The 19,324-nt window shown below is 72.3% G+C and carries 21 protein-coding genes, 2 tRNA genes and 1 other RNA gene; 12 read left to right on the forward strand and 12 right to left on the reverse strand.

The features are described from left to right. Window positions 1-8: 8 nt before the first annotated feature. From EV567_RS13045 to EV567_RS13060, 4 genes are all read left to right on the forward strand, one after another. Entirely contained in the window at window positions 9-887 is an 879-nt protein-coding gene (locus EV567_RS13045) for a bifunctional DNA primase/polymerase (RefSeq protein WP_130439372.1), read from the forward strand. A 2-nt stretch (window positions 888-889) separates the two neighbouring features. Then, a complete protein-coding gene (locus tag EV567_RS13050; protein ID WP_130439609.1) occupies window positions 890-2,365 on the forward strand; it encodes an ATP-binding protein in 1,476 nt (491 codons plus the stop codon). Window positions 2,366-2,823: 458 nt separating this feature from the next. Beyond that, window positions 2,824-3,057: an excisionase family DNA-binding protein gene (locus EV567_RS13055; protein ID WP_130439374.1), complete on the forward strand. Its 234-nt coding sequence runs from the start codon at window positions 2,824-2,826 to the stop codon at window positions 3,055-3,057. A gap of 81 nt (window positions 3,058-3,138) precedes the next feature. Next, window positions 3,139-4,401, forward strand: a complete 1,263-nt coding sequence (locus tag EV567_RS13060) for a site-specific integrase (protein ID WP_130439376.1) — start codon at window positions 3,139-3,141, stop codon at window positions 4,399-4,401. Between the two features lie 74 nt (window positions 4,402-4,475). On the opposite strand, the gene EV567_RS13065 is transcribed toward EV567_RS13060, so the two are convergent. After that, window positions 4,476-4,766, reverse strand: a complete 291-nt coding sequence (locus tag EV567_RS13065; RefSeq protein WP_130439378.1) for a hypothetical protein — start codon at window positions 4,764-4,766, stop codon at window positions 4,476-4,478. A gap of 188 nt (window positions 4,767-4,954) precedes the next feature. Between EV567_RS13065 and EV567_RS13070 the strand changes: the two genes are divergently transcribed. Beyond that, a complete protein-coding gene (locus EV567_RS13070) occupies window positions 4,955-5,554 on the forward strand; it encodes a beta/gamma crystallin domain-containing protein (RefSeq protein ID WP_130439380.1) in 600 nt (199 codons plus the stop codon). 165 nt (window positions 5,555-5,719) lie between these two features. Here the strand turns inward: EV567_RS13070 and EV567_RS13075 are convergent. The 4 genes from EV567_RS13075 to EV567_RS13090 form a co-directional block, all read right to left on the reverse strand. Continuing rightward, window positions 5,720-5,804 (reverse strand) — tRNA-Ser (locus EV567_RS13075). A 67-nt stretch (window positions 5,805-5,871) separates the two neighbouring features. Beyond that, entirely contained in the window at window positions 5,872-6,303 is a 432-nt protein-coding gene (gene tadA, locus EV567_RS13080) for a tRNA adenosine(34) deaminase TadA (RefSeq protein ID WP_130439382.1), read from the reverse strand. Between the two features lie 38 nt (window positions 6,304-6,341). Further along, a complete protein-coding gene (locus EV567_RS13085) occupies window positions 6,342-6,863 on the reverse strand; it encodes a hypothetical protein (protein ID WP_130439611.1) in 522 nt (173 codons plus the stop codon). A gap of 357 nt (window positions 6,864-7,220) precedes the next feature. After that, complete coding sequence (locus EV567_RS13090; RefSeq protein WP_130439384.1) at window positions 7,221-7,415, reverse strand: hypothetical protein; 195 nt, start codon at window positions 7,413-7,415, stop codon at window positions 7,221-7,223. Between the two features lie 154 nt (window positions 7,416-7,569). Between EV567_RS13090 and upp the strand changes: the two genes are divergently transcribed. Beyond that, window positions 7,570-8,205 (forward strand): uracil phosphoribosyltransferase, encoded by a 636-nt coding sequence (upp, locus tag EV567_RS13095; protein WP_130439386.1) that lies wholly within the window; start codon window positions 7,570-7,572, stop codon window positions 8,203-8,205. A gap of 131 nt (window positions 8,206-8,336) precedes the next feature. Here the strand turns inward: upp and EV567_RS13100 are convergent, their stop codons facing one another. Then, window positions 8,337-8,969, reverse strand: a complete 633-nt coding sequence (locus EV567_RS13100; protein ID WP_130439613.1) for a LytR C-terminal domain-containing protein — start codon at window positions 8,967-8,969, stop codon at window positions 8,337-8,339. A 159-nt stretch (window positions 8,970-9,128) separates the two neighbouring features. After that, the gene (locus EV567_RS13105; RefSeq protein WP_004943146.1) at window positions 9,129-9,425 is read right to left on the reverse strand and encodes a type II toxin-antitoxin system VapB family antitoxin; all 297 of its coding nucleotides are present in this window, start codon (window positions 9,423-9,425) and stop codon (window positions 9,129-9,131) included. A 106-nt stretch (window positions 9,426-9,531) separates the two neighbouring features. Between EV567_RS13105 and EV567_RS13110 the strand changes: the two genes are divergently transcribed. Further along, on the forward strand, window positions 9,532-11,094 hold the full coding sequence (locus EV567_RS13110) for a helicase HerA-like domain-containing protein (RefSeq protein WP_130439388.1): 1,563 nt from the start codon (window positions 9,532-9,534) through the stop codon (window positions 11,092-11,094). A gap of 24 nt (window positions 11,095-11,118) precedes the next feature. Here the strand turns inward: EV567_RS13110 and EV567_RS27845 are convergent, their stop codons facing one another. The 4 genes from EV567_RS27845 to EV567_RS13125 all read right to left on the reverse strand — a co-directional run bounded on the left by EV567_RS27845 (window position 11,119) and on the right by EV567_RS13125 (window position 13,177). Beyond that, window positions 11,119-11,262, reverse strand: a complete 144-nt coding sequence (locus EV567_RS27845; RefSeq protein ID WP_165430369.1) for a hypothetical protein — start codon at window positions 11,260-11,262, stop codon at window positions 11,119-11,121. Window positions 11,263-11,326: 64 nt separating this feature from the next. Beyond that, entirely contained in the window at window positions 11,327-11,659 is a 333-nt protein-coding gene (locus EV567_RS13115; RefSeq protein ID WP_130439390.1) for a hypothetical protein, read from the reverse strand. A gap of 111 nt (window positions 11,660-11,770) precedes the next feature. Continuing rightward, window positions 11,771-12,367 (reverse strand): HhH-GPD-type base excision DNA repair protein, encoded by a 597-nt coding sequence (locus tag EV567_RS13120; protein ID WP_130439392.1) that lies wholly within the window; start codon window positions 12,365-12,367, stop codon window positions 11,771-11,773. 87 nt (window positions 12,368-12,454) lie between these two features. Beyond that, the gene (locus EV567_RS13125; RefSeq protein WP_130439394.1) at window positions 12,455-13,177 is read right to left on the reverse strand and encodes a siderophore-interacting protein; all 723 of its coding nucleotides are present in this window, start codon (window positions 13,175-13,177) and stop codon (window positions 12,455-12,457) included. Window positions 13,178-13,254: 77 nt separating this feature from the next. On the opposite strand from EV567_RS13125, the gene EV567_RS13130 reads away from it, so the two are divergent. The 4 genes from EV567_RS13130 to EV567_RS13145 all read left to right on the forward strand — a co-directional run bounded on the left by EV567_RS13130 (window position 13,255) and on the right by EV567_RS13145 (window position 18,860). After that, window positions 13,255-15,762, forward strand: coding sequence for a penicillin acylase family protein (locus EV567_RS13130; protein WP_130439396.1), 2,508 nt, complete (start codon window positions 13,255-13,257; stop codon window positions 15,760-15,762). After that, entirely contained in the window at window positions 15,762-16,361 is a 600-nt protein-coding gene (locus EV567_RS13135) for a GNAT family N-acetyltransferase (RefSeq protein WP_130439398.1), read from the forward strand. Before EV567_RS13130 ends, EV567_RS13135 begins: the two co-directional genes overlap by 1 nt. Before the next feature lie 243 nt (window positions 16,362-16,604). Next, window positions 16,605-18,422 carry a copper resistance CopC/CopD family protein gene (locus tag EV567_RS13140; protein ID WP_130439615.1) on the forward strand — a complete coding sequence of 606 codons (1,818 nt, stop codon included), beginning with the start codon at window positions 16,605-16,607 and terminating at the stop codon, window positions 18,420-18,422. Window positions 18,423-18,524: 102 nt separating this feature from the next. After that, a complete protein-coding gene (locus EV567_RS13145) occupies window positions 18,525-18,860 on the forward strand; it encodes a hypothetical protein (protein ID WP_130439400.1) in 336 nt (111 codons plus the stop codon). 148 nt (window positions 18,861-19,008) lie between these two features. Here EV567_RS13145 and EV567_RS13150 read toward each other — a convergent pair. Further along, window positions 19,009-19,096: transfer RNA gene (locus tag EV567_RS13150), tRNA-Ser, on the reverse strand. A 72-nt stretch (window positions 19,097-19,168) separates the two neighbouring features. On the opposite strand from EV567_RS13150, the gene ffs reads away from it, so the two are divergent. Next, an RNA gene (gene ffs, locus EV567_RS13155) (signal recognition particle sRNA small type) lies at window positions 19,169-19,267 on the forward strand. Window positions 19,268-19,324 lie beyond the last annotated feature (57 nt).

The following is a 19,324-nucleotide window of genomic DNA, read 5'->3' on the forward strand; positions in this document are numbered from 1 at the left end:
CTTCCAGCATGACGCAACCCACCCTCATCCGGCGAGCACCCGGCCACACGCCGCCCTTGCTGGAAACCGCGCTGAGGCTCGCCGGGCACGGCGTGCCCGTGCTGCCGCTGCGGGCGGGGAAGGTGCCGTTCGGCAACTGCCCCGCCTGCGCCGGCAACGCGTGCGGCGGCCGGCCGAACATGAAGAACCCGGGCCCCTGCGAGTGCTCCCGCCCCTGCCACGCATGGGCCGCCGCCACCACTGACCCCGCCGTCCTCGCCTCCCCGGGGTGGACGTCCGCATGGCGGCGGGCCGTCTGCGTCGCCTACCACCCCGGTGCCGCCGGGTTGACCGTGGTGGACCTGGACAACTCGGCGGCCACGGCTTGGGCCCGTGAGACCTTGCCCGCCACGCGGACCGTGCCGACAACGCGCGGTGAGCACTGGATCTACCGGGGCGCGATGTCGTCACACAACGCTGTCCGCCCCGGCGTCGACATCAAGTCGACCATGTCCTACGCCCGCTATCTCGGGTCCGGTACCGGCACCATGAGCGCCCTGCCGGACGCCGTCCGCGCGCTGGCCGTGAAGAAGCCCGTCACGGTTCGGCCCGCGCCGCTAACCGTCGCCGTGCCCGCACTGGCCGGTGGCGGGTTGTGCCGTCACCGCACGCCCGCCTACCTGGACCGTGGCATCGCCATGGCCGTGCAGCGCATCAGCGAGGCCCGCAGCGCCGTCCACGCGACCGTGTACCGGACGTTCCTCGCCGTGCTGTCCACGCACGGCCGGTGCGGTTGCCTCACCGACACCCACGTCAACCGGCTGTTCGCCGCCGCGCAGGCGAAGGGCGAGACGCCCCGGCACTGCACGGACGCGTGGACCAACGCCCTGACCACGTTGGGGCTGTGACCGTGTCCGACGAGGAGAAGAACCCCGCCCGGCAGGTCATCACCGACTACGCCCAGTCCCACTTCCGGTACTTCCGCACCGTGGACGGGACCGTGTACGCGCAGCGCACCGGCCACCCCGTGGCCCGCCCGATCCGCTCCCAGGGCACAACCGGCAGCCACCGACAGGAACTCATGGTCGGCCTCTTCCGCGACGGAGTCGGCGTCTTCAACGGAACCGCCCTCAAGGAGGCGTTGGACTTGATCGAAGCACTCGCCCTCACCGAGCAGGTACAGCCCACCCACATCCGCGTCGCCCCCGGATTCGACGGAGCCACCTGGCTCGACCTCGGCCGCGACGACGGCCAATCCGTCCGCATCCACCCCACCGGATGGGACATCCGCATCCCCGACCCCGAAGAGGTGTGCTGGCGGCGCACCCAGCTCACCGGGGAACTCCCCCTGCCCGCCAAGGACACCAACGGCAAGGGCATCGACCTGCTGATGCGGCTGTGCAACTTCGCCGACGCCAAGACCGAAGCCCTCGCCATCGCCTGGCTCATCGGCTGCCTGGAGCCCTCCGTGCCCGTCCCGGCCCCGTTCCTCACCGGCCCGCAGGGTGCCGGCAAGTCCACCGGCGGGCGAATGCTCGTGCGGATCATCGAGGGCATGACCGGCGACCTACGGCGCGCGCCCAAGGACGAAGAGAACATGATCACGGCGGTCGCGGCCGGATGGATCACCGCCCTGGACAACCTCTCCCACCTGCCCCCGGACCTGTCCGACCTCATGTGCTGCATCATCACCGGGGCCGAGAGCATCAAACGCGCGCTGTTCACCGACGGCGACGTCGTCCGCTCCCGCTACCGCCGCCCGATGCTGCTGACCGGCATCGACGTCGGCGTGATCCGCCCCGACCTCGCCGAACGGCTCCTCACCTTGCGCCTGGAACGCCCTCGGGTGCGGCGCACGGAAGCGGAGCTGTGGGCGGAGTACGCCGAGATCCTGCCCGTCGTCCTCGGCTCCCTGCTCGACCTCACCGTGAAAGTCCGCGCAGCACAGGCCGAGACGCCGACCGATCTGCGCATGGCCGACTTCGCCCACCTGTGCGCCCAGCTCGACACCGCCACCGGCTTCGGGACGCTGGAGACCTACCGGGCCAGCCTGGACGACCTCAACGACGACGTCATCGAGGGCGATCTCCTGGCACAGACGGTCCTCAAGCACGCCGCCGAACTCACCCCGGACACGGAACAGCGGATGACGTCGGCGGAGTGGCTGCACGCCCTGACCGCCCTCTACAGCGGCGAGGAATGCCGCCCCCTGCCCAAGGGCTGGCCCACCACCGGCAAGGTCCTCTCCGACCGGCTGCGGCGCATCCAGCCCACCCTGGCCGCGCGGGGCGTCCTGGTCGACTGGGGCCGCACCAGCGCCGCCCGCTACATCGAACTCAGCCGCCAGGCCCCGCCCCCGCCGCCCGAGCAGCAGACCGCGTTCTGACCGCCGCCCGGACAGGCGGACAAGCAAGAGGAGCACGCCGGCCCGGCGCAGGGGTGCTCCTATTGCCGTTCGGCGGCGTCAGCCGCCCTGCACAGGTCGCGCCGCGAAGCGGCCCGTTCTTCAAGCCCTGAGCGGGACGTAAGACCCACAGACACCACCCCTTCTCTGTCCCAAGTAGGGAAGATCTGCGTCACTGCGTCACCACAGTCCCGACAGAGGGCCGCTGACCTGCGGCGACAGCAGTGACGCAGACGGAGAATCCTGCGTCATCCCGCGTCATCAGCGTCACCCCGTGACGAGCGCCCGTGTCATCGGTGACGCAGGACCGACCCCGCTGCGTCACCAGAAGCCGCAGGTCAGAGCCCTGATTGACGCAGGTGACGCGATGACGCAGAGATCCCAGCTTCGGACAGCACAGACCACCTCGCCCCCGCCGGACCGCCCCGAGGAGATCCCGCATGAGCACCGCCACCGCGGACACCGTCCGATCCGCTCCGCGCAGCGCCCCGGCCCCCGTTCTCCTGACTGTCGAGGAGGCCGCCGTCTGCCTTCGAATCGGCCGAACCACCTGCTTCGCCCTCATCCGCTCCGGGGAGCTGGAGTCCCTGATGGTCGGCGGACTGCGGCGCGTCCCCGCCGATGCCCCGGCCGCCTACCTCGCCCGTCGCCGCGCTGAGCAGCAGGCGGCCTGACTCATCCCGTCCGGAGCGTCGCCCCACCACGAGGCGGCGCTCCGGTCGTTTCCACCTCGCCTCAACCCAAGGAGTCCGCCAGTGGCGGAAGACAAGAAGCGCACCCGCCAGCCGAACGGCCGTTCGTCGATCTATCAGGGTGCGGACGGCAAATGGCACGGCCGTGTGACCGTCGGCATCCGCGACGACGGCAAGCCGGACCGCCGCCACGTCGAACGGAAAACGCGCGCCGAGGTGACCGCCGCCGTTCGGGAGCTGGAGCAGCAGCGGGACGCCAAGAGGATCCGGAAGGCCGGCCGCCCCTGGACGGTCAAGACGTGGCTGACCCACTGGATCGAGAACATCGCGCCGCTCGCCGTGAACGAGAACACGATGGTCGGGTACGGGGTCGCCGTGCGGAAGCACCTGATCCCCGCCCTTGGCGCTCACCGGCTGGACAAGCTCAAGCCGGAGTACATCGAAGCCTTCTACGGGCGCATGGTGGCCGACGGTCGTAAAGCGGGGACTATCCACCAGATTCACCGCACCTTCCGTACCGCCTTGAATGAGGCGGTACGACGTGGCCACCTCGCCCGGAATCCCGTGCAACTGGCCAAGGCGCCTCGCGTCAGCGAAGAGGAGATCGAGCCCTACACCGTCGAAGAGGTGCAACGGCTGTTGCGAGCGGCCGACGATCGCCGCAACTCCGCACGATGGGCGGTCGCCCTCGCCCTCGGACTTCGGCAGGGCGAGGCACTTGGCCTCAAGTGGACGGATGTCGCCCTTGACCGGGGTGTGCTCATGGTCCGGCGGAGTCGCCGTCGGCCGCGCTACGCCCATGGGTGTGGGGAGACCTGCGGTAGGAAAGCCGGGTACTGCCCGCAGCGTCAGCGGACCAATCCGGAGACGGCCGACACGAAGTCTCGCGCCGGACGGCGAGCCGTGGGCCTGCCCTCTCAGCTTGTGGACCTGTTGCGCACCCACCAGGCCAAGCAGCAGGCCGAGCGCGCGGCGGCCGGCGTCGACTGGACGGACGAAGGATGGCTCTTCGCTACGCCGACCGGGCGAGGCACATCACCCCGGACGGACTACGACGACTGGAAGGAGTTGCTTGCCGACGCGAAAGTCCGAGACGGCCGACTGCACGACGCGCGTCACACCGCGGCAACGGTCCTCTTGATTCTCGGAGTCTCGGAGCGTGCCGTCATGGGTCTCATGGGCTGGTCCACGACTGCCATGGCCGCGCGGTACCAGCACATGGTGGACTCCGTCCGCAGCGACGTCGCCCGACAGGTCGATGGGCTGATCTGGAAATCGGATGACGATGACGATGGTCTCGCCGGCGCGCTCGTTCCCGCTGGCTGAAGCCGGGACGAAGGGGCGGCCCTTGATGGCTGCCCCTTCGTATTCACGAAGGCCGGCAGTGGATCGGCCTGGTGTCAGCTGTCGAACATCTCCCGAGCGGCCTCGCGCTGGCGATCCGTTTCGGCGTTGGCATAGTTCTGGGTTCGAGTGGGCTCCGTGACCTTGTCGGTGCCGTAGACGTAGTACGCGGACTCCTTGTTGTACGTCGCACTGAAGAGGACGACTTCGTACAGGTTCTCGTCAGCGTTCACGCACTGGATGGATCGGACGATCCCGTCGTAGTACACGCCGTTCTTGCTCTCGCGGTGGCTGACGATGCGGATCTTCTTGTTCGGGTCCGGCTGGAGTTCCGCAACCGTGGTCATGGTTGTCTCCCTTGGTCTGTGGGTGATGTTTTCGCGAACGCTTCCTGAGCGGCGTACGAGGGCGCGTACCGGCGCGTGACCCGCCGGAGAGCTGCCCCTTCACAACAGTTCCGCAGGGTGACTAGCGGTAGTCGAAGGGTAGCTATGTGTCGTCCATCCGGCTCAAGTGATCAATTGTGGAGAGGCGCATGAGCGAACAGGAAGTCACTTTCTACGCCCGGCCCAGCTACACGGGGGACGGCCACACCTACCCGGTGGGAGCGAACGAGAACCTGCACCCGGGCGAACTCAACGACAGGTTCAAGTCCGTCAGGGTCGGCCGGAAGGCCAAGGTCCTGGCATGGCAGCACGCAAACCAGACCGGCAAGTACCGGGAGTGGGAGGTCGACCAGCCGGACATCTCCGACATCGGCGGGCTGACTCGGTTCAAGGTCGTTGAGAGCACCACGCTGCCCATCGCGGTCCGGCTCCAGGACCTCACCGGATCTCAGCCCGGGCGGTACAGCCTGAAGGTCGCTTCCTACGACGTCGGAGACACCATCGTCCGCTCCGGCGACCCGGAGTACGGGCTTGTCGGCGTCATGCCCGAGGACGGCCCGCCGGTCACCAGTGCCATCTACGTCCGCAACGAGCTGTCCGGCGAATATGTTGCCCTCGGGGCCATCTACTTCGCCTGGAACCCGGGGACCAAGTCGATCGACGTCGCCGACGCCTCGAACGTCCCCGAGAACCTGGACTACTCGCGAGACGGCCGCAACCAGTTCACCTTCAAGCTCACCGAGGTGTAGGGACCGGAGCATCCCGGACCGGTCGGGCGCCAGCGTCTCGCACTGAGCACGGCAACCGCGACGATCCACCTCATCGGGTGGCCGTCATTCGGCTGAATGAGACGGAAACTGAGACGGGAGACCACGAAGGGCCCGGTCCATCGGACCGGGCCCTTCGTCTACCTGCGGTAGCGGAGGGATTTGAACCCTCGGTGACTTGCGCCACACTCGCTTTCGAGGCGAGCTCCTTCGGCCGCTCGGACACGCTACCGAGGGAGACCTTACAGCACGCCGGGGCGTGCTCCGAAATCGATATCCGCAGCCGGGGCCCGCTGAGGTCAGCGGGTGCGGAAGAACTCCGTGAGGAGGCCCGCGCACTCGTCGGCGAGGACGCCTTCGATCACTTCGGGCCGGTGGTTGAGCCGCCGGTCGCGGACGACGTCCCAGAGGGAGCCGGCCGCGCCCGCCTTGTCGTCGCGGGCGCCGTAGACGACACGGTCCACGCGGGACTGCACGAGCGCGCCCGCGCACATGGTGCAGGGTTCCAGCGTCACGACGAGCGTGCAGCCGGTCAGCCGCCACTCGCCCGTCTCGGCGGCCGCCCGCCGCAGGGCGAGGACCTCCGCGTGCGCCGTCGGGTCGCCGCCGGCCTCGCGTTCGTTGTGACCGGCAGCGAGCACGGTGACGCCGTCGGGGGCCAGCACCACGGCGCCGACCGGGACGTCCCCGCCCCGGGCGGCCAGCGCGGCCTCCGTCAGGGCGAGCCGCATGGCGGCCCGCCAGGGATCGCGTACGGGGTCGGGTGCGCTCAGCGGACGGTCTCCAGGACCTCCGAGGCGCCGAGGGCCTCGGCGATCTCGGTGAGCGCGTCCGAGGACAGCGACTTCAGCTCCTTCACGCCGACGCCGAGGTCGTCGAGGATGCCGGGGTCGCCGACCGGGCCGTGCGGCACCGCCTCGCCGGCGGAGCCGTCGTCCTCGTCGGAGTCGTCCTCACCGTCCTCGGTGCCGTCGAGGTCGAGGGCGTCCAGGTCGTCGGCGGCGTCGGAATCCCGGCCGAGCAGTTCGTCGGTGAGCAGGATCTCGCCGTACGAACTGCGGGCGGCGGCGGCGGCGTCGGAGACGTAGATGCGAGGGTCCTCCTCGCCGTCGATGCGGACGACCCCGAACCAGGAGTCCTCCTGCTCGATCAGCACGAGCACCGTGTCCTCGTCGGGAGAGGCTTCCCGGGCCAGGTCGGCCAGATCCGACAGGGTCTCCACATCGTCGAGCTCTGTGTCGCTCGCTTCCCACCCGTCTTCGGTGCGCGCGAGCAGTGCGGCGAAGTACACCGTGACTCTCCCACTGGTCATAGGCGTGCCGGTTGGGGGTCCCCCCGGCGGAGGTTACGGGCGGAGAGAGCTGTGCTCCGAGCCCCGCCCACTCGGAATCGTGGCAGAAACAAGGCGTTCAGGGGACGTCTTCCGCTCCCTGTGTCCGGTCGTTTTGATCGCGGGTCCGTGCGCGTCCGCGCACGTCCGTCCACGAGCAACCCACCAGCGCACTCGTTGCCGTCACGAGCGGATCGTACGCGGGTTTCCCGTGGGCCCACGCACGACCACCCCCTGCGGCGCCCGTGACTCCGGCGATCTTCGCGCCGGGGGCGGACGATCGTCCCTGTACGGGCAACGGGCGGGCGGCCGGCGGGGCTACCAGCGGAACGTGCGCATGCGCATCGCGTGTCGCAGACGGGCGACCTTGGCGCGGCGCGGCTGGACGCGGTCGCGCAGCGCGCGGGCCTCGGCCAGTTCGCGCAGGAACTGGGCGCGCCGCCGACGGCGCTGCGCCTCGGTCAGCGGCGCCGCGTCCGCCTCTCGTGCCTTCTGGTCAGGCAGGTCATGCATTGCTGTTCACCACCCCGGTCCGTCCAGTCCGGTTTCCCCCCGAAGGGCGGTTGATGCGGGCGGACGGCTCACCGCGGTTGCCGTCACGGGGTCGTCACGGGGCTCGCCGGGCGGGCGGGCGGCGGGCGGGCCGGGCCCGGTTACTGTTGTGGACATGCGTCTTCACGTCGTCGACCACCCCCTGGTCGCCCACAAGCTCACCACCCTGCGCGACCGGCGCACCGACTCCGCGACCTTCCGCCGCCTGGCCGACGAGCTGGTCACCCTCCTCGCCTACGAGGCCACGCGTGACGTGCGCACCGAACAGGTCGACATCGTGACGCCGGTCGCCGGGACCACGGGCGTCAAGCTGTCCCACCCGCGTCCGCTGGTGGTGCCGATCCTGCGGGCCGGGCTCGGCATGCTGGACGGCATGGTGCGGCTGCTGCCGACCGCCGAGGTGGGCTTCATGGGCATGATCCGTGACGAGCAGACGCTCCAGGCCTCCACCTACGCCACGCGCATGCCGGAGGACCTGTCGGGCCGCCAGGTGTACGTGCTGGACCCGATGCTGGCCACCGGCGGCACGCTGGTCGCGGCGATCCACGAGCTGATCAAGCGCGGCGCGGACGACGTCACGGCCGTGGTGCTGCTGGCCTCCCCCGAGGGCGTGGCGGTCATGGAACGCGACCTCGCCGGCACCCCGGTCACGGTGGTCACCGCGGCGGTCGACGACCACCTCAACGACCAGGGCTACATCGTCCCGGGCCTGGGCGACGCGGGCGACCGCCTGTACGGCGCGGCGGAGTAGCCCTCCGGGGGAGCCACCACGCCATTGCCGGGCCGCGGCCGGGACCTTACAGACTCGCGGCTCGGCCCCAGGGCGCGTTTCGAAAGTCCCGCCTGCCCTTCGGGCGGACGACGCTACTTTCGGAACACGCCCTAGCAGTGCTTCTTCGTGGTCGCCGTCGCCGCGGGGTGAGGAGCCGTCAGGGCGGTCAGGGTCCTGGTGGCTTCCGGCTGGGCGGTGAGGGCCGTGAAGGCGTTGCCGATGATCAGGTCGATCGCCGGGCCCTTGCGGGCGGCGTCGGTGCGGCGCTCGGCCGTGGTGAGCTGGGTGGCGAGGACCGGCAGCGAGGTGTTCAGGGAGGCCGCGGGGCCGAGCAGGACACCGGCCCCGGGGACCTTCTTGTCGTACTCCTTGCTCGCGTTGCCCACCTGGCCGATCTTGAAGCCGCGCTTCTTCAGCTCGTCCGCCGTGGTCTTGGCGAGGCCGCCGCGCGTGGTGGCGTTGAAGACGTTCACGGTGATCTGCGCGGGCGCCGGCAGCGCGGCGGGCGACGCGACGGCCGCGGGGCTCGCCTTGGCCGCCTTGGTGGTGCAGCCGGCTTTGGAGCCCGCCGCGGAGGTCGTGCCCCCGCCGCCCGTGAAGACGTCGATGAGCTGCATCGTCCCCCAGCCGCCGACGCCCAGCACGGCGCCACAGGCGACGACCACGACGACCAGCCGGCCCCGCCGCCGGGGCGGGCGCATACGCGGGTACTTGTCCCCCGTGATCCGGTACTTGCCGCCCATGCCCGGGGGAGTCAGCATGCTCATGAACGCAGCGTAGTGCGCCGCGGCGGCCATGCCTACTAGATGATCATTCGACTCCCCGCAGGAGAACCCGAAAGGGGCAATCCGCGAAGGCCGGCGCAGCCGCCCGACAGGGAGTCAGCCGCGCCGGGGGAGCCGTCAGTCCAGCTCGAGCACCCGGGCGTGCAGCACCTGACGCTGCTGCAGGGCCGCCCGCACGGCGCGGTGGAGGCCGTCCTCCAGGTACAGGTCGCCCTGCCACTTCACGACGTGCGCGAAGAGGTCGCCGTAGAACGTGGAGTCCTCGGCGAGCAGGGTTTCCAGGTCGAGCTGCTGCTTGGTGGTCACCAGCTGATCGAGGCGGACCGGGCGCGGCGCGACGTCCGCCCACTGCCGGGTGCTTTCCCGGCCGTGGTCGGGGTACGGCCGGCCGTTTCCGATGCGCTTGAAGATCACACGGAAAGCCTACCGGCCCAGACCTTCCGGGCGCAGCCATGGCGGGCGAGTGCGACGCTGGAAAAAACAAGCTGAACGGGGGCGAAACGGGAGCGAGGGGCCGTCGATGAGTGCCAGCGAGATCGCCGCCGGGTACGCCTTCACCGGTCCCGCCCTCGACCTGGGCGCCCTCCTGTGGGACGGGGCCTGCCTGCCGGACGCCCCGATCCGCGTCCCCCTCGCGGTGCTGAACCGGCACGGCCTCGTCGCCGGCGCCACCGGCACCGGCAAGACCAAGACGCTCCAGCTCATCGCCGAGCAGCTCTCGGCGCAGGGCGTGCCGGTCTTCCTCGCGGACGTCAAAGGCGACCTGTCCGGGGTCGCGGCGCCAGGCGCGCCGAATCCCAAGGTGGCCTCCCGCTCCGCCGAGGTCGGGCAGCGGTGGGCGCCGGCCGGCTTCCCCGCCGAGTTCTACGCGCTCGGCGGTCTCGGCCACGGCATCCCCGTCCGGGCCACCGTCACCAGCTTCGGGCCGGTGCTGCTCGCCAAGGTGCTCCAGCTCAACCGCACCCAGGAGCAGTCGCTCGGTCTGATCTTCCACTACGCCGACCGCAAGGGCCTGGAGCTGGTCGATCTCAAGGACCTGCGGGCCGTCGTCGCCTTCCTCGCCTCCGACGAGGGCAGGAGCGAGTTGAAGGACGTGGGCGGGGTGTCCCCGGCCACCGCCGGGGTGATCCTGCGGACCCTCACCGTGTTCGAGGCGCAGGGCGCGGCCGACTTCTTCGGCGAACCGGAGTTCGACACGGGCGAGTTGCTGCGCACCGCGGACGACGGGCGCGGGATCGTCTCCGTGCTGGAACTTCCCGCCGTGCAGGACAGGCCCCAGCTCTTCTCCACCTTCCTGATGTGGCTCCTGGCCGACCTCTTCCACGACCTGCCGGAGGTCGGCGACGTCGACCGGCCCGAGCTCGTCTTCTTCTTCGACGAGGCGCACCTCCTCTTCGACGGCGCCTCCCGCGCGTTCCTGGAGGCCCTCACGCGGACGGTCCGGCTCATTCGCTCGAAAGGGGTGGGCGTGTTCTTCGTCACACAGGCCCCGAAGGACGTGCCCGCGGACGTCCTGGCCCAGCTCGGCAACCGCGTCCAGCACGCCCTGCGCGCCTTCACCCCGGACGACCAGAAGGCCCTGCGGGCCACGGTGAAGACGTTCCCGGACTCCGCCTACGACCTGGAGGAGCTGCTGACCGGTCTGGGCACCGGCGAGGCGGTGGTGACCGTCCTCGACGAGAACGGCGCCCCCACCCCGGTCGCGGCGACCAGGTTGCGCGCCCCGGCGTCCCTGATGGGCCCGGTCGACACGGCGACCCTGGACGGAGCGGTGCGCGCCTCGGCGCTGTTCGAGCGGTATGCACAGGCTGTGGACAGAGAGTCGGCCTACGAGCGGCTGGCGGCGGCGCGGGGTCCGGCCGAGGCGCCCGGCAGGCCGGACCGGCCCTCCGGCGGACCGAAGGACGAGAGCCGGAGGCCCGCCGGACGCGCCGACCACGCCGGACATGCCGAGCCCGAGCCTTCCCTGGCTGAACAGGTCGTCCACAGTGGTGTGTTCAAGTCCCTGGCGCGTTCCGTGGGCACGCAGATCGGCCGGGAGATCACCCGTTCGCTCTTCGGCACCGCGAGACGGAGGCGGTGACCCCGCCTCCGTCCCGTCCCCCGGTCAGCGGCCCCGGCCGCCCCGGTGGTCCTCCGGGACCTGCCGCGACTCCTCGCGGTCCTTGATCGTCGACCGGGACTTCGGCGCACTGCGGGCCGCCTCCGCGCGCAGCAGGGCGCGCAGAACGGCATATGGGTCTGTAGGCATGGCTGGGTCCTGTGTTCCTCGTTCGTACCTGGTGCTGACGGGCTTTCCGCGGGAGCGGTCCCGGTCAGCAGCGCAGGACGACGGTGCGCAGGACGTCCGGCACGTCCAGGGCGTACGGCGGGCGGGCCCGAGGAGGCAGGAGACGGCCCGGGGGAGCGGCGGGCGGCCGGGCCGGGCGGGACGAGGGCCGGGCGGGCGCGACGGCGCGGTGGGCGCCGCCCGCCGGGGGACGCGGGGCGGCGTCGAAGCCGTCGTGCTCTGCGACCTCGACGACCGCGGCGGGGAGCGCCGGGACGGCGGCGGCCTCGGCGGCCGCGCCCGGCACGAGGACGGCGAGCAGCAGCACGAGGACCCGCAGCCAGCGGTGGCTGCGCGGGAGACGTCGTGCGGTGCTCATGGGAGGTGCTTTGCCCACGGCATACCGGCCGCTCAGCACGCGGAACCCGGGAACCGCCCGTTCGGAGCAGCGCCCGCCCGCTCGGCCGCGCGTCCCCGGGAGCGTGCGGCGTCAGCTCGAAGACGCCTTCTTGGCGGCCTTGGCCGCCGCCTTCATCTCCTGCTTGTGCGCCCGCACCTTCGCCAGCGACTCCGGACCCGTGATGTCGGCGACCGAGCGGAAGGAATCGGGCTCGCCGTAGGCGCCGGCGGCCTCACGCCAGCCTGTCGGCCGCACGCCGAGCCGCTTGCCGAGCAGCGCGAGGAAGATCCGCGCCTTCTGTTTGCCGAAGCCCGGCAGTTCCTCCAGCCGCCTGAGCAGCTCCTTGCCGGTGCCGGCGTCCTTCCAGACGGCGGCGGCGTCACCGTCGTAGTGCTCGACGAGGTACTGGCACAGCTGCTGGATCCGCTTGGCCATGGAGCCCGGGTAGCGGTGCACGGCCGGCTTCTCGGAGAGGAGGGCGGCGAACGCCTCCGGGTCGCGGGCGGCGATGTCGTGCGCGTCGAGGTCGTCCGCGCCGAGCCGGTCGGCGATCGTCCGCGGCCCCTTGAACGCCCACTCCATCGGGACCTGCTGGTCGAGCAGCATCCCGACCAGCGCGGCGAGCGGCGAGCGTCCGAGGAGTTCGTCGGCGTCGGGGTCCTGGGCGAGGTGAAGGGTGACGTCCATGCCCTCGATCATCCCGCGAGCGGGCCGGGGCCGCCCGCCGTGCGCCTGCCGCCCGGCCGGCTCATCGGAGCAGCCCGCGCCCCCGGCTCAGTCCGCCCGCCAGTACCCCAGAGCGTGCGCGCGGTCCTTCGTCACGCCCAGTTCCTTGCGCACGTACGTCGACAACGCGCGCGTGGTGCGCGTGTCGCAGGCGATCCAGACGTACGGGTCGGGCGTCAGACGGAGCAGTTCGGGGAGTTCCGCCTTCACGCGCTCCACGAGGTGCGCCCCGTCGTCGCGGCGGGGCACGTGCCGTATCTCGTGCCGGGACGGGTCGGCGCGGAAGGGCAGGCCGTCCGCGTCGCCCTCGAACCACACCGTCGCCGGCGCCGAACCCAGCGCGTCCAGCAGGGAGTTGATCGCGGGCAGGGAGGCCGGGTCGCCGACGGCGAGGACGTGCGAGGGGGAGGGCGACGGCTCCTCGAACCCGGTGCCCTGGACGGTCGCCTCGATGGTGTCGCCGGGTTTCGCCGCCCGCGCCCAGTCGCTCGCCGCGCCCTCGTGCAGCGCGAACTCCAGGGAGAAGGCGCCCGCCGCCGGATCCGGGTCGACCAGGGTGAACGCCCGCTGGTGCGGCTTGCCCCCGTCGGTGAACCACAGTCGGACCCACATCGTCGGATGCACCCCGGTCGCCGCGAGCAGGCCGCCGTCGGTGAGGCGCACCCGGCGGTAGTGCGGGGTGACGTCCTCGGCGTCCGTCACCGTGAGCGTGTAGTCCTTCGCGCGCATCAACTTGAGGACCGCGCCCTCCCAGCCCCGCCCCTGCCCCATGACCTCTGCACCTCTCGCGTACGATTCCTGGCCTGATCGTTAGGTGAGGCTAACCTAAAAGCAAGAGGGGTCACAGGGTGACGACCGAGACCGACAGACCCGAGGGCGTCTTCCGGGACGCCTGGGGCATCCCGCACCTGCGCGCCGGAAGCGCCCGCGAGCTCGCGCGGCTCCAGGGGCGGGTGACCGCCCGCGACCGCGCCTGGCAGCTCGAGGTCGAACGGCACCGCGCCCGCGGCACCTCGGCGTCCTTCCTGGGTGCCGACGCCCTGCCCTGGGACCGCTTCGTGCGCCGCGCCCGCCTCGACGACACCGCCCGCCGCTGCTTCGCCGCCCTGGAGGAGCGCGACCCGGAGACCGCCGACTGGGTACGGGCATACGTGGACGGCGTCAACGAGGGCCTGACCGGGGCCGGCGCCGCCCCGGAGTCGCCCGCGCCGCCCGCCCCCGAGTTCGCGGACCTCGGCCTGGCCCCCGGCCGCTGGGAACCCTGGACCCCGCTCGCCGTCTGGCTCTCCACCCACATCCTGTTCGCCGGCTTCCCCGCCAAGCTGTGGCGCGAGGAGGCGATCCGGCACCTCGGCCCCGAGGCGGTCGGGCTGTTCGCCACCGACGGCCCCGGCACCTCCGGCAGCAACGGCTGGCTGGTCGCCGGCGAGCGCACCCGCACCGGGCAGGCCGTCATCGCCGGTGACCCGCACCGCTTCATCGAGGACCCCGGCGTCTACCAGCAGATCCGTCTGGCCTGCGACGAGTTCGACGTCGTGGGACTCGCCGTGCCCGGGATCCCCGGCATCGCCCACTTCGGGCACACCGGAACGGTCGCCTGGTCCATCACCAACGCCATGGCCGACTACCAGGACCTCTACCGCGAGCGCCTGCGCCGCACGGGCGCCGGCGTCGAGGCCCTCGGCCCGGACGGCGTCTGGCGGCGGGTCACCCGGCACACCGAGCTGATCCGGGTCGCGGGGGAGGAGAGCGTCGAGGTCGAGATCCTGGAGACCGAGCGCGGGCCCGTCATCGTGGGCGGACCCGAGGGCCTGGGCGGGGGCACCGCGGCGGACGTCGACGCGGTGGTCGCGAACGGCCCTGGGGGGAGCGCGCCGGACCCCGACGACGGTGGTGTGGACGGCATCACGCACCTTCGAGGGGGTGCCTCGGCGGAGCCCGGCGACGTCACCGCGGGCCGCCCCGAGGGGATCGCGCCGGACCGTGACGGTGTCACCGGGGGCCGCCCCGAGGGGATCGCGCCGGACCGTGACGGTGTCACCGGGGGCCGCCCCGAGGGGATCGCGCCGGACCGTGACGGTGTCGCCGGGGGCCGCCCCGAGGGGATCGCGCCGGACCGTGACGGTGTCGCCGGGGCCCGCCCCGAGGGGATCGCGCCGGACCGTGACGGTGTCACCGGGGGCCGCCCCGAGGGGACCGCGCCGGACCTCGACCACGCCGGCGCCCCGCTCGCCCTGGCCCTGCGCTACCCGCCCCGCGTCACCGCCGACCTCGGTTTCAGCGCCCTGCTGCCGCTCCTGCGCGCCCGCCGGGTCGCCGACGTGGACCGTGCCTTCGACCGCTGGGCCGAGCCGGTCAACGTCGTGCAGGCCGCCGACACCGAGGGCGGACTGCTGCACCGGGTCGCCGGCCGCGTCCCCGTGCGCGCCGAGGCCAACCGCGTCCGTCTGGTCCCCGCCTGGGAGCCCGGCCACGAGTGGACCGGCTGGCACGAGACGCCCCGCGCCGGTCTCACCGACGGCGTCGCCGTCATGGCCAACCAGCGCGGCCCGGCCGCCCCGCTCGGCGTCGAGTTCGCCCCGCCGCACCGCGCCGACCGCATCAGGGAACTGCTGGACGGGCGCAGGCAGTGGTCGGCGGCCGACATGCCGGCCCTGCACACCGACACCCACCTCGCGTCCGCCGGTCCCCTCCTCGATCGCCTCGCCGCCCTCGACGACCTGACCGGGCCGGCCGCCGGCCTGCGCGAACGTCTGCTGCGCTGGGACCGCCACATGGACGCCGACAGCCAGGACGCGGCCGCCTACGCCGCCCTGCGCAGCGCCGTCGTGCGCCGCCTCGCCGCCCATCCGGCCTTCGCCGCCCTGACCGCACCGCCCGCCTACCCCGAGGTGCTCCTGCCCTGGCTGGCCCTCGTCCCGCGCATCGGCTTCGCGCTGTCCCACCTGCTCAGCGCCGACGAGCTGTACGGCGTCGACCGCCGCGCGCTCGTCCGCGAGGCCGTCGAGGAGGTCGCCGGACAGCCGGCCGCCCGCTGGGGCGACACCCACCGCCTCGCCCCCTGGCGGGCCCTGCCCGACCCCTCGTACGAGGCCCCGGCCCTCTCCGGCGACCACGACTGCGTGCTGTGCACCTCGGCCGTGCCCGGCTGGACCGACCTCGCCGCACGCGGCCCGGCCGCCCGCTACGTCTGGGACCTGGCCCGCCGCGAGGACAGCCGCTGGGTCGTGCCCTTCGGCGCGTCCGGACGCCCCGACAGCCCCCACCACCACGACCAGCTCCCCCTCTGGCTCACGGGCGAGCTCGCGCCGGTCGTCACCGACTGGACGCTGCTGACGAAGGAGAGCGACCACTGATGTCCGACCGGTACGCGTACGAGCAGACCGTCGACGGGTTCGGAACCGTCGGCATCCGGCCCCTCGACGCCGAGGGCGACGCGGACGTCGTCCACCGCTGGACGAGCGAGGAACGCGCCGCGTTCTGGGGCATGAACGGCCTGACCCGCGACCAGGTGGCCGAGATCTACGCCCACATGGCCGGCCTCGACACCCACCACGCCCACCTGGTCGAGCTGGACGGCGAACCGGTCGCCCTGCTCCAGACGTACGACCCGGCCGCGGACCGCGTCAGCGAGTGCTACCAGGTCGAGCCCGGCGACATCGGCATCCACCTGCTCCTCGCACCCGCCGGTGCCCGGGGTGCGCGGTCAGGCTGGTCGGCGCTGCTGATGGGCGTGCTCGCGGCGTACGTGCTGCTGGGCCTGGACCGGCGGCGGGTCGTGGTCGACCCCGACGTGCGCAACGAGAAGGCGATCACCCGCTTCCTGCGGCAGGGCTTCGAGGCGGGGCCGGTCGTCACCCTCCCGGAGATCGACCTGCCGGACGTGTTCCTGCCGGAGAAGAAGGCCCGACTGGCTTTCCTGCGCCGCGAGGTGGCCTTCCCCGACGCACGTTGACCGGGCGGCGGGACACTCGACCCGGTGACCTGCGAGAAACCCGGGTGAGCAGGACCGCCCCCCGCTCCGTACGTATCCCCGAGCACACGAGTCGTACGGAGCGGTGACGTGAGCGAAGGGCGCGATGGCGGACGACGGCGCGGTACGGCGGCCGGCGCGGAGCACGCGAAGGGCGCGGGAAGCGCCGGACGGGTCCGGGCTGCGGGCGGTGACGGAAGCGGCGTCCGGCGGCTTCAGGGGCTGGTGCTGCTGGGCGCCCTGCTGGTCCTGCTCGTCCTCGCAGGCGCGGGCCCGGCGTCTGCCCATGCCGCCCTCCGCTCCACCGACCCCGCCGACGGAAGCGTCCTCAAGAGCTCCCCTGGCAGCATCACCCTGACCTTCACCGAGTCCGTCAGTCTCCTCGACGACTCCTTCCGCGTCCTGGACCCGGACAACCAGCGGGTCGACACCGGCGAGGCCCGGCACGCGGACGGCCGCTCGGAGACGGCGCAGGTCCCCCTCTCCGAGAAGCTCGGCACCGGCACCTTCACGGTGGCCTGGCGGGTGGTCTCGGCGGACAGCCACCCGGTCTCCGGAGCCTTCACCTTCTCCGTCGGGCAGCCGTCCCCGACGACGGCCGTGCTGTCGTCCGGACGCACCGAGGACCCGGCCACCAGCGGCCTGTTCAAGATCGGCCGCTATCTCGCGTACGGCGGCGCGACCCTCGTCATCGGCATCGGCGTCTTCGTGGCGGTCTGCCGCCCCCCGGACGTACGCCCCCTGCGTAGGCCGCTGCTGGCCGGCTTCTGGGTCCTCGTCGCCACGTCGGTCTTCCTGCTCCTGCTGCGCGCCCCCTACGAGGAGGGAACGGGCCCGGCGGGGGCGTTCGACCTGGCGGGCCTGCAACGCACCCTGATCGGCCGCCCGGGACTCGCCCTGCTCGCCCGGCTGGCCCTGCTCGCGGCGACCGCCGCCCTGCTCCTGCGGCAGCGGCGCCTGCGACGACAGGGCGACCGTGAGCAGCCCACGCGCGCGTACCTCGCCGCCGGGGCCGTGCTCGCCGTGGGCCTCGCCCTGACCTGGGCCGCCGCCGAGCACGCCTCGGCCGGCATCCAGGTCCCGGCCGCGATGGCCTCGTCGGCGCTGCACCTGCTCGCCATGGCGGCGTGGCTCGGCGGCCTGGTGTCCCTGCTCACCCTGCTGCACCGCACCGACCTGCCGGCCGTCGTGGCCGCCCGCTTCTCCCGCGTGGCCACCGCCTCGGTGACCGTCCTGGCGGCGACCGGCGTCTACCAGTCCTGGCGGGGCCTCGGCACGCTCGACACCCTCACGACCACGACGTACGGCCGGGTCCTGCTCGCCAAGCTGGCGGCGGTGGCCCTGCTGCTCCTGGCCGGCGCGTGGTCGCGGCACTGGACGAAGCGATGGACGGCGGCGGCGCCGGAGACGACGGCCGAGGCGACGACGGAGGCCGCGCTGAAGACGGAACCGAGCCCGGTGGCGGTGGGAGCGAACATGACGGCGAAGCCGACCGCGGCGACGGACAGCACACCCCCGCAGCCGGCCGTCGACCCGGTGCGTGCCGCACCGCAGGAGGACGCCCACCGCCGTGCCCTGCGCCGGTCCGTCCTCGTGGAAGTGGCGGTCTCCGTGGTCGTCCTGCTGCTGACGACGATCCTCACCGCGACGCTCCCCGGCCGGGCGGCAGCCGAGGCGGCCGCCTCGGAGCGGTCCGCGGGCCTGCCGGTCGCCTCCGTGACCGACGTCCCCTTCGCCGTCGGCAACGCCCGCGGCAGGGTCCAGGTCACCCTCGACCCGGGCCGCGTCGGCAGCAACTCGGTCCAGGCCGTGGCCTACGCGGTCGACGGAGGGCTCGTCCCCCTCCCCGAGCTGCGCATGTCCTTCACCCTCCCCAGCCAGGACATAGGGCCCCTGGACGCCAAGCTCACCGATCGGGGCGGCTACTGGAGCACCCCCTCCGTCAACCTGCCGCTCCCCGGCACCTGGGAGATGAAGCTGACGGTGCGGGTGTCGGAGATCGACCAGGTGAGCGTGACCCGCCCGGTACGCATCGAACGCTGACAGACAGCTCACCTGGGGCCGCACGTACTCATGCAGGGGACGAAGCCTGGTTGAGTAGCCGCACCCATGCGGCGACCTGGTCGCCGACCCCATGCTGAAGCCGTGAACGTCACCCGGAACGTCAAACCCCGCGACCTGGCCGACTCGCGGGCCTGTCGTTGCCTGGCCGTCTTCTTCTGGGCCGGGGCGGCACTGATCACCTTCGGCCCGGTCCTTCTCCTGACGGCCCTGTCCGTCGCATGGGCGCAACCGCTGATCACGGCGGGCTCCGTGAAAGTGACCGTGATCCAGGTCGCCCTCACCGCGGCTGTGGCGACGCCCCTCTACTTCGCCCCCGGCATCTCCCGCCTGGCCCGCTACGCCCGTCTCGCCCTGCTGGGCCCCGTGGCCATCGCCATCACCCTGACCGTGCTCCTCGGCGCGGACCCCCACGCCTGAGCCACACACGCGGCACGTGAAGGCGACCACCGCCGGCCTGCCTGCCGCTCTCCGGGCCGTGCCACCGGAGAGCCTGACCATGAGCCGGACAACGTCGAAGGGCCCCACCTTGCGGTGGGGCCCTTCGACATCGTGCCCGGTGAGGCACTGGCGGAGGATACGAGATTCGAACTCGTGAGGGGTTGCCCCCAACACGCTTTCCAAGCGTGCGCCCTAGGCCTCTAGGCGAATCCTCCGCCGGAAACATTACATGACCGAGAGGAGTGCTCGCGAACTCGATCCCCGGGTCCGGGATCAGGTAACCTGAGCGCAGCTCCCCACGCGGCGCTATCTGACTGAACTCCCCCAGGGCCGGAAGGCAGCAAGGGTAGGTCGGCTCTGGCGGGTGCGTGGGGGGCGTTTTGCGTTCCCGGGGGAGCCGAGGGGCCCTCCGGGCGGCGGGGCCGGTTGTCAGTGTGCGCCTA

This window comes from Streptomyces sp. BK239 (assembly GCF_004217285.1).
Lineage (GTDB): Bacteria > Actinomycetota > Actinomycetes > Streptomycetales > Streptomycetaceae > Streptomyces.

Excerpts from the sequence above, each read along its gene's own strand:
- EV567_RS13045 (WP_130439372.1), top strand. The coding sequence starts at position 9 with ATGACGCAACCCACCCTCATCCGGCGAGCACCCGGCCACACGCCGCCC.
- EV567_RS13055 (WP_130439374.1), top strand. The coding sequence starts at position 2,824 with ATGAGCACCGCCACCGCGGACACCGTCCGATCCGCTCCGCGCAGCGCC.
- EV567_RS13065 (WP_130439378.1), bottom strand. The coding sequence starts at position 4,766 with ATGACCACGGTTGCGGAACTCCAGCCGGACCCGAACAAGAAGATCCGC.
- EV567_RS13070 (WP_130439380.1), top strand. The coding sequence starts at position 4,955 with ATGAGCGAACAGGAAGTCACTTTCTACGCCCGGCCCAGCTACACGGGG.
- tadA (WP_130439382.1), bottom strand. The coding sequence starts at position 6,303 with ATGCGGCTCGCCCTGACGGAGGCCGCGCTGGCCGCCCGGGGCGGGGAC.
- EV567_RS13090 (WP_130439384.1), bottom strand. The coding sequence starts at position 7,415 with ATGCATGACCTGCCTGACCAGAAGGCACGAGAGGCGGACGCGGCGCCG.
- upp (WP_130439386.1), top strand. The coding sequence starts at position 7,570 with ATGCGTCTTCACGTCGTCGACCACCCCCTGGTCGCCCACAAGCTCACC.
- EV567_RS13100 (WP_130439613.1), bottom strand. The coding sequence starts at position 8,969 with ATGGGCGGCAAGTACCGGATCACGGGGGACAAGTACCCGCGTATGCGC.
- EV567_RS13110 (WP_130439388.1), top strand. The coding sequence starts at position 9,532 with ATGAGTGCCAGCGAGATCGCCGCCGGGTACGCCTTCACCGGTCCCGCC.
- EV567_RS27845 (WP_165430369.1), bottom strand. The coding sequence starts at position 11,262 with ATGCCTACAGACCCATATGCCGTTCTGCGCGCCCTGCTGCGCGCGGAG.
- EV567_RS13115 (WP_130439390.1), bottom strand. The coding sequence starts at position 11,659 with ATGAGCACCGCACGACGTCTCCCGCGCAGCCACCGCTGGCTGCGGGTC.
- EV567_RS13120 (WP_130439392.1), bottom strand. The coding sequence starts at position 12,367 with ATGGACGTCACCCTTCACCTCGCCCAGGACCCCGACGCCGACGAACTC.
- EV567_RS13125 (WP_130439394.1), bottom strand. The coding sequence starts at position 13,177 with ATGGGGCAGGGGCGGGGCTGGGAGGGCGCGGTCCTCAAGTTGATGCGC.
- EV567_RS13135 (WP_130439398.1), top strand. The coding sequence starts at position 15,762 with ATGTCCGACCGGTACGCGTACGAGCAGACCGTCGACGGGTTCGGAACC.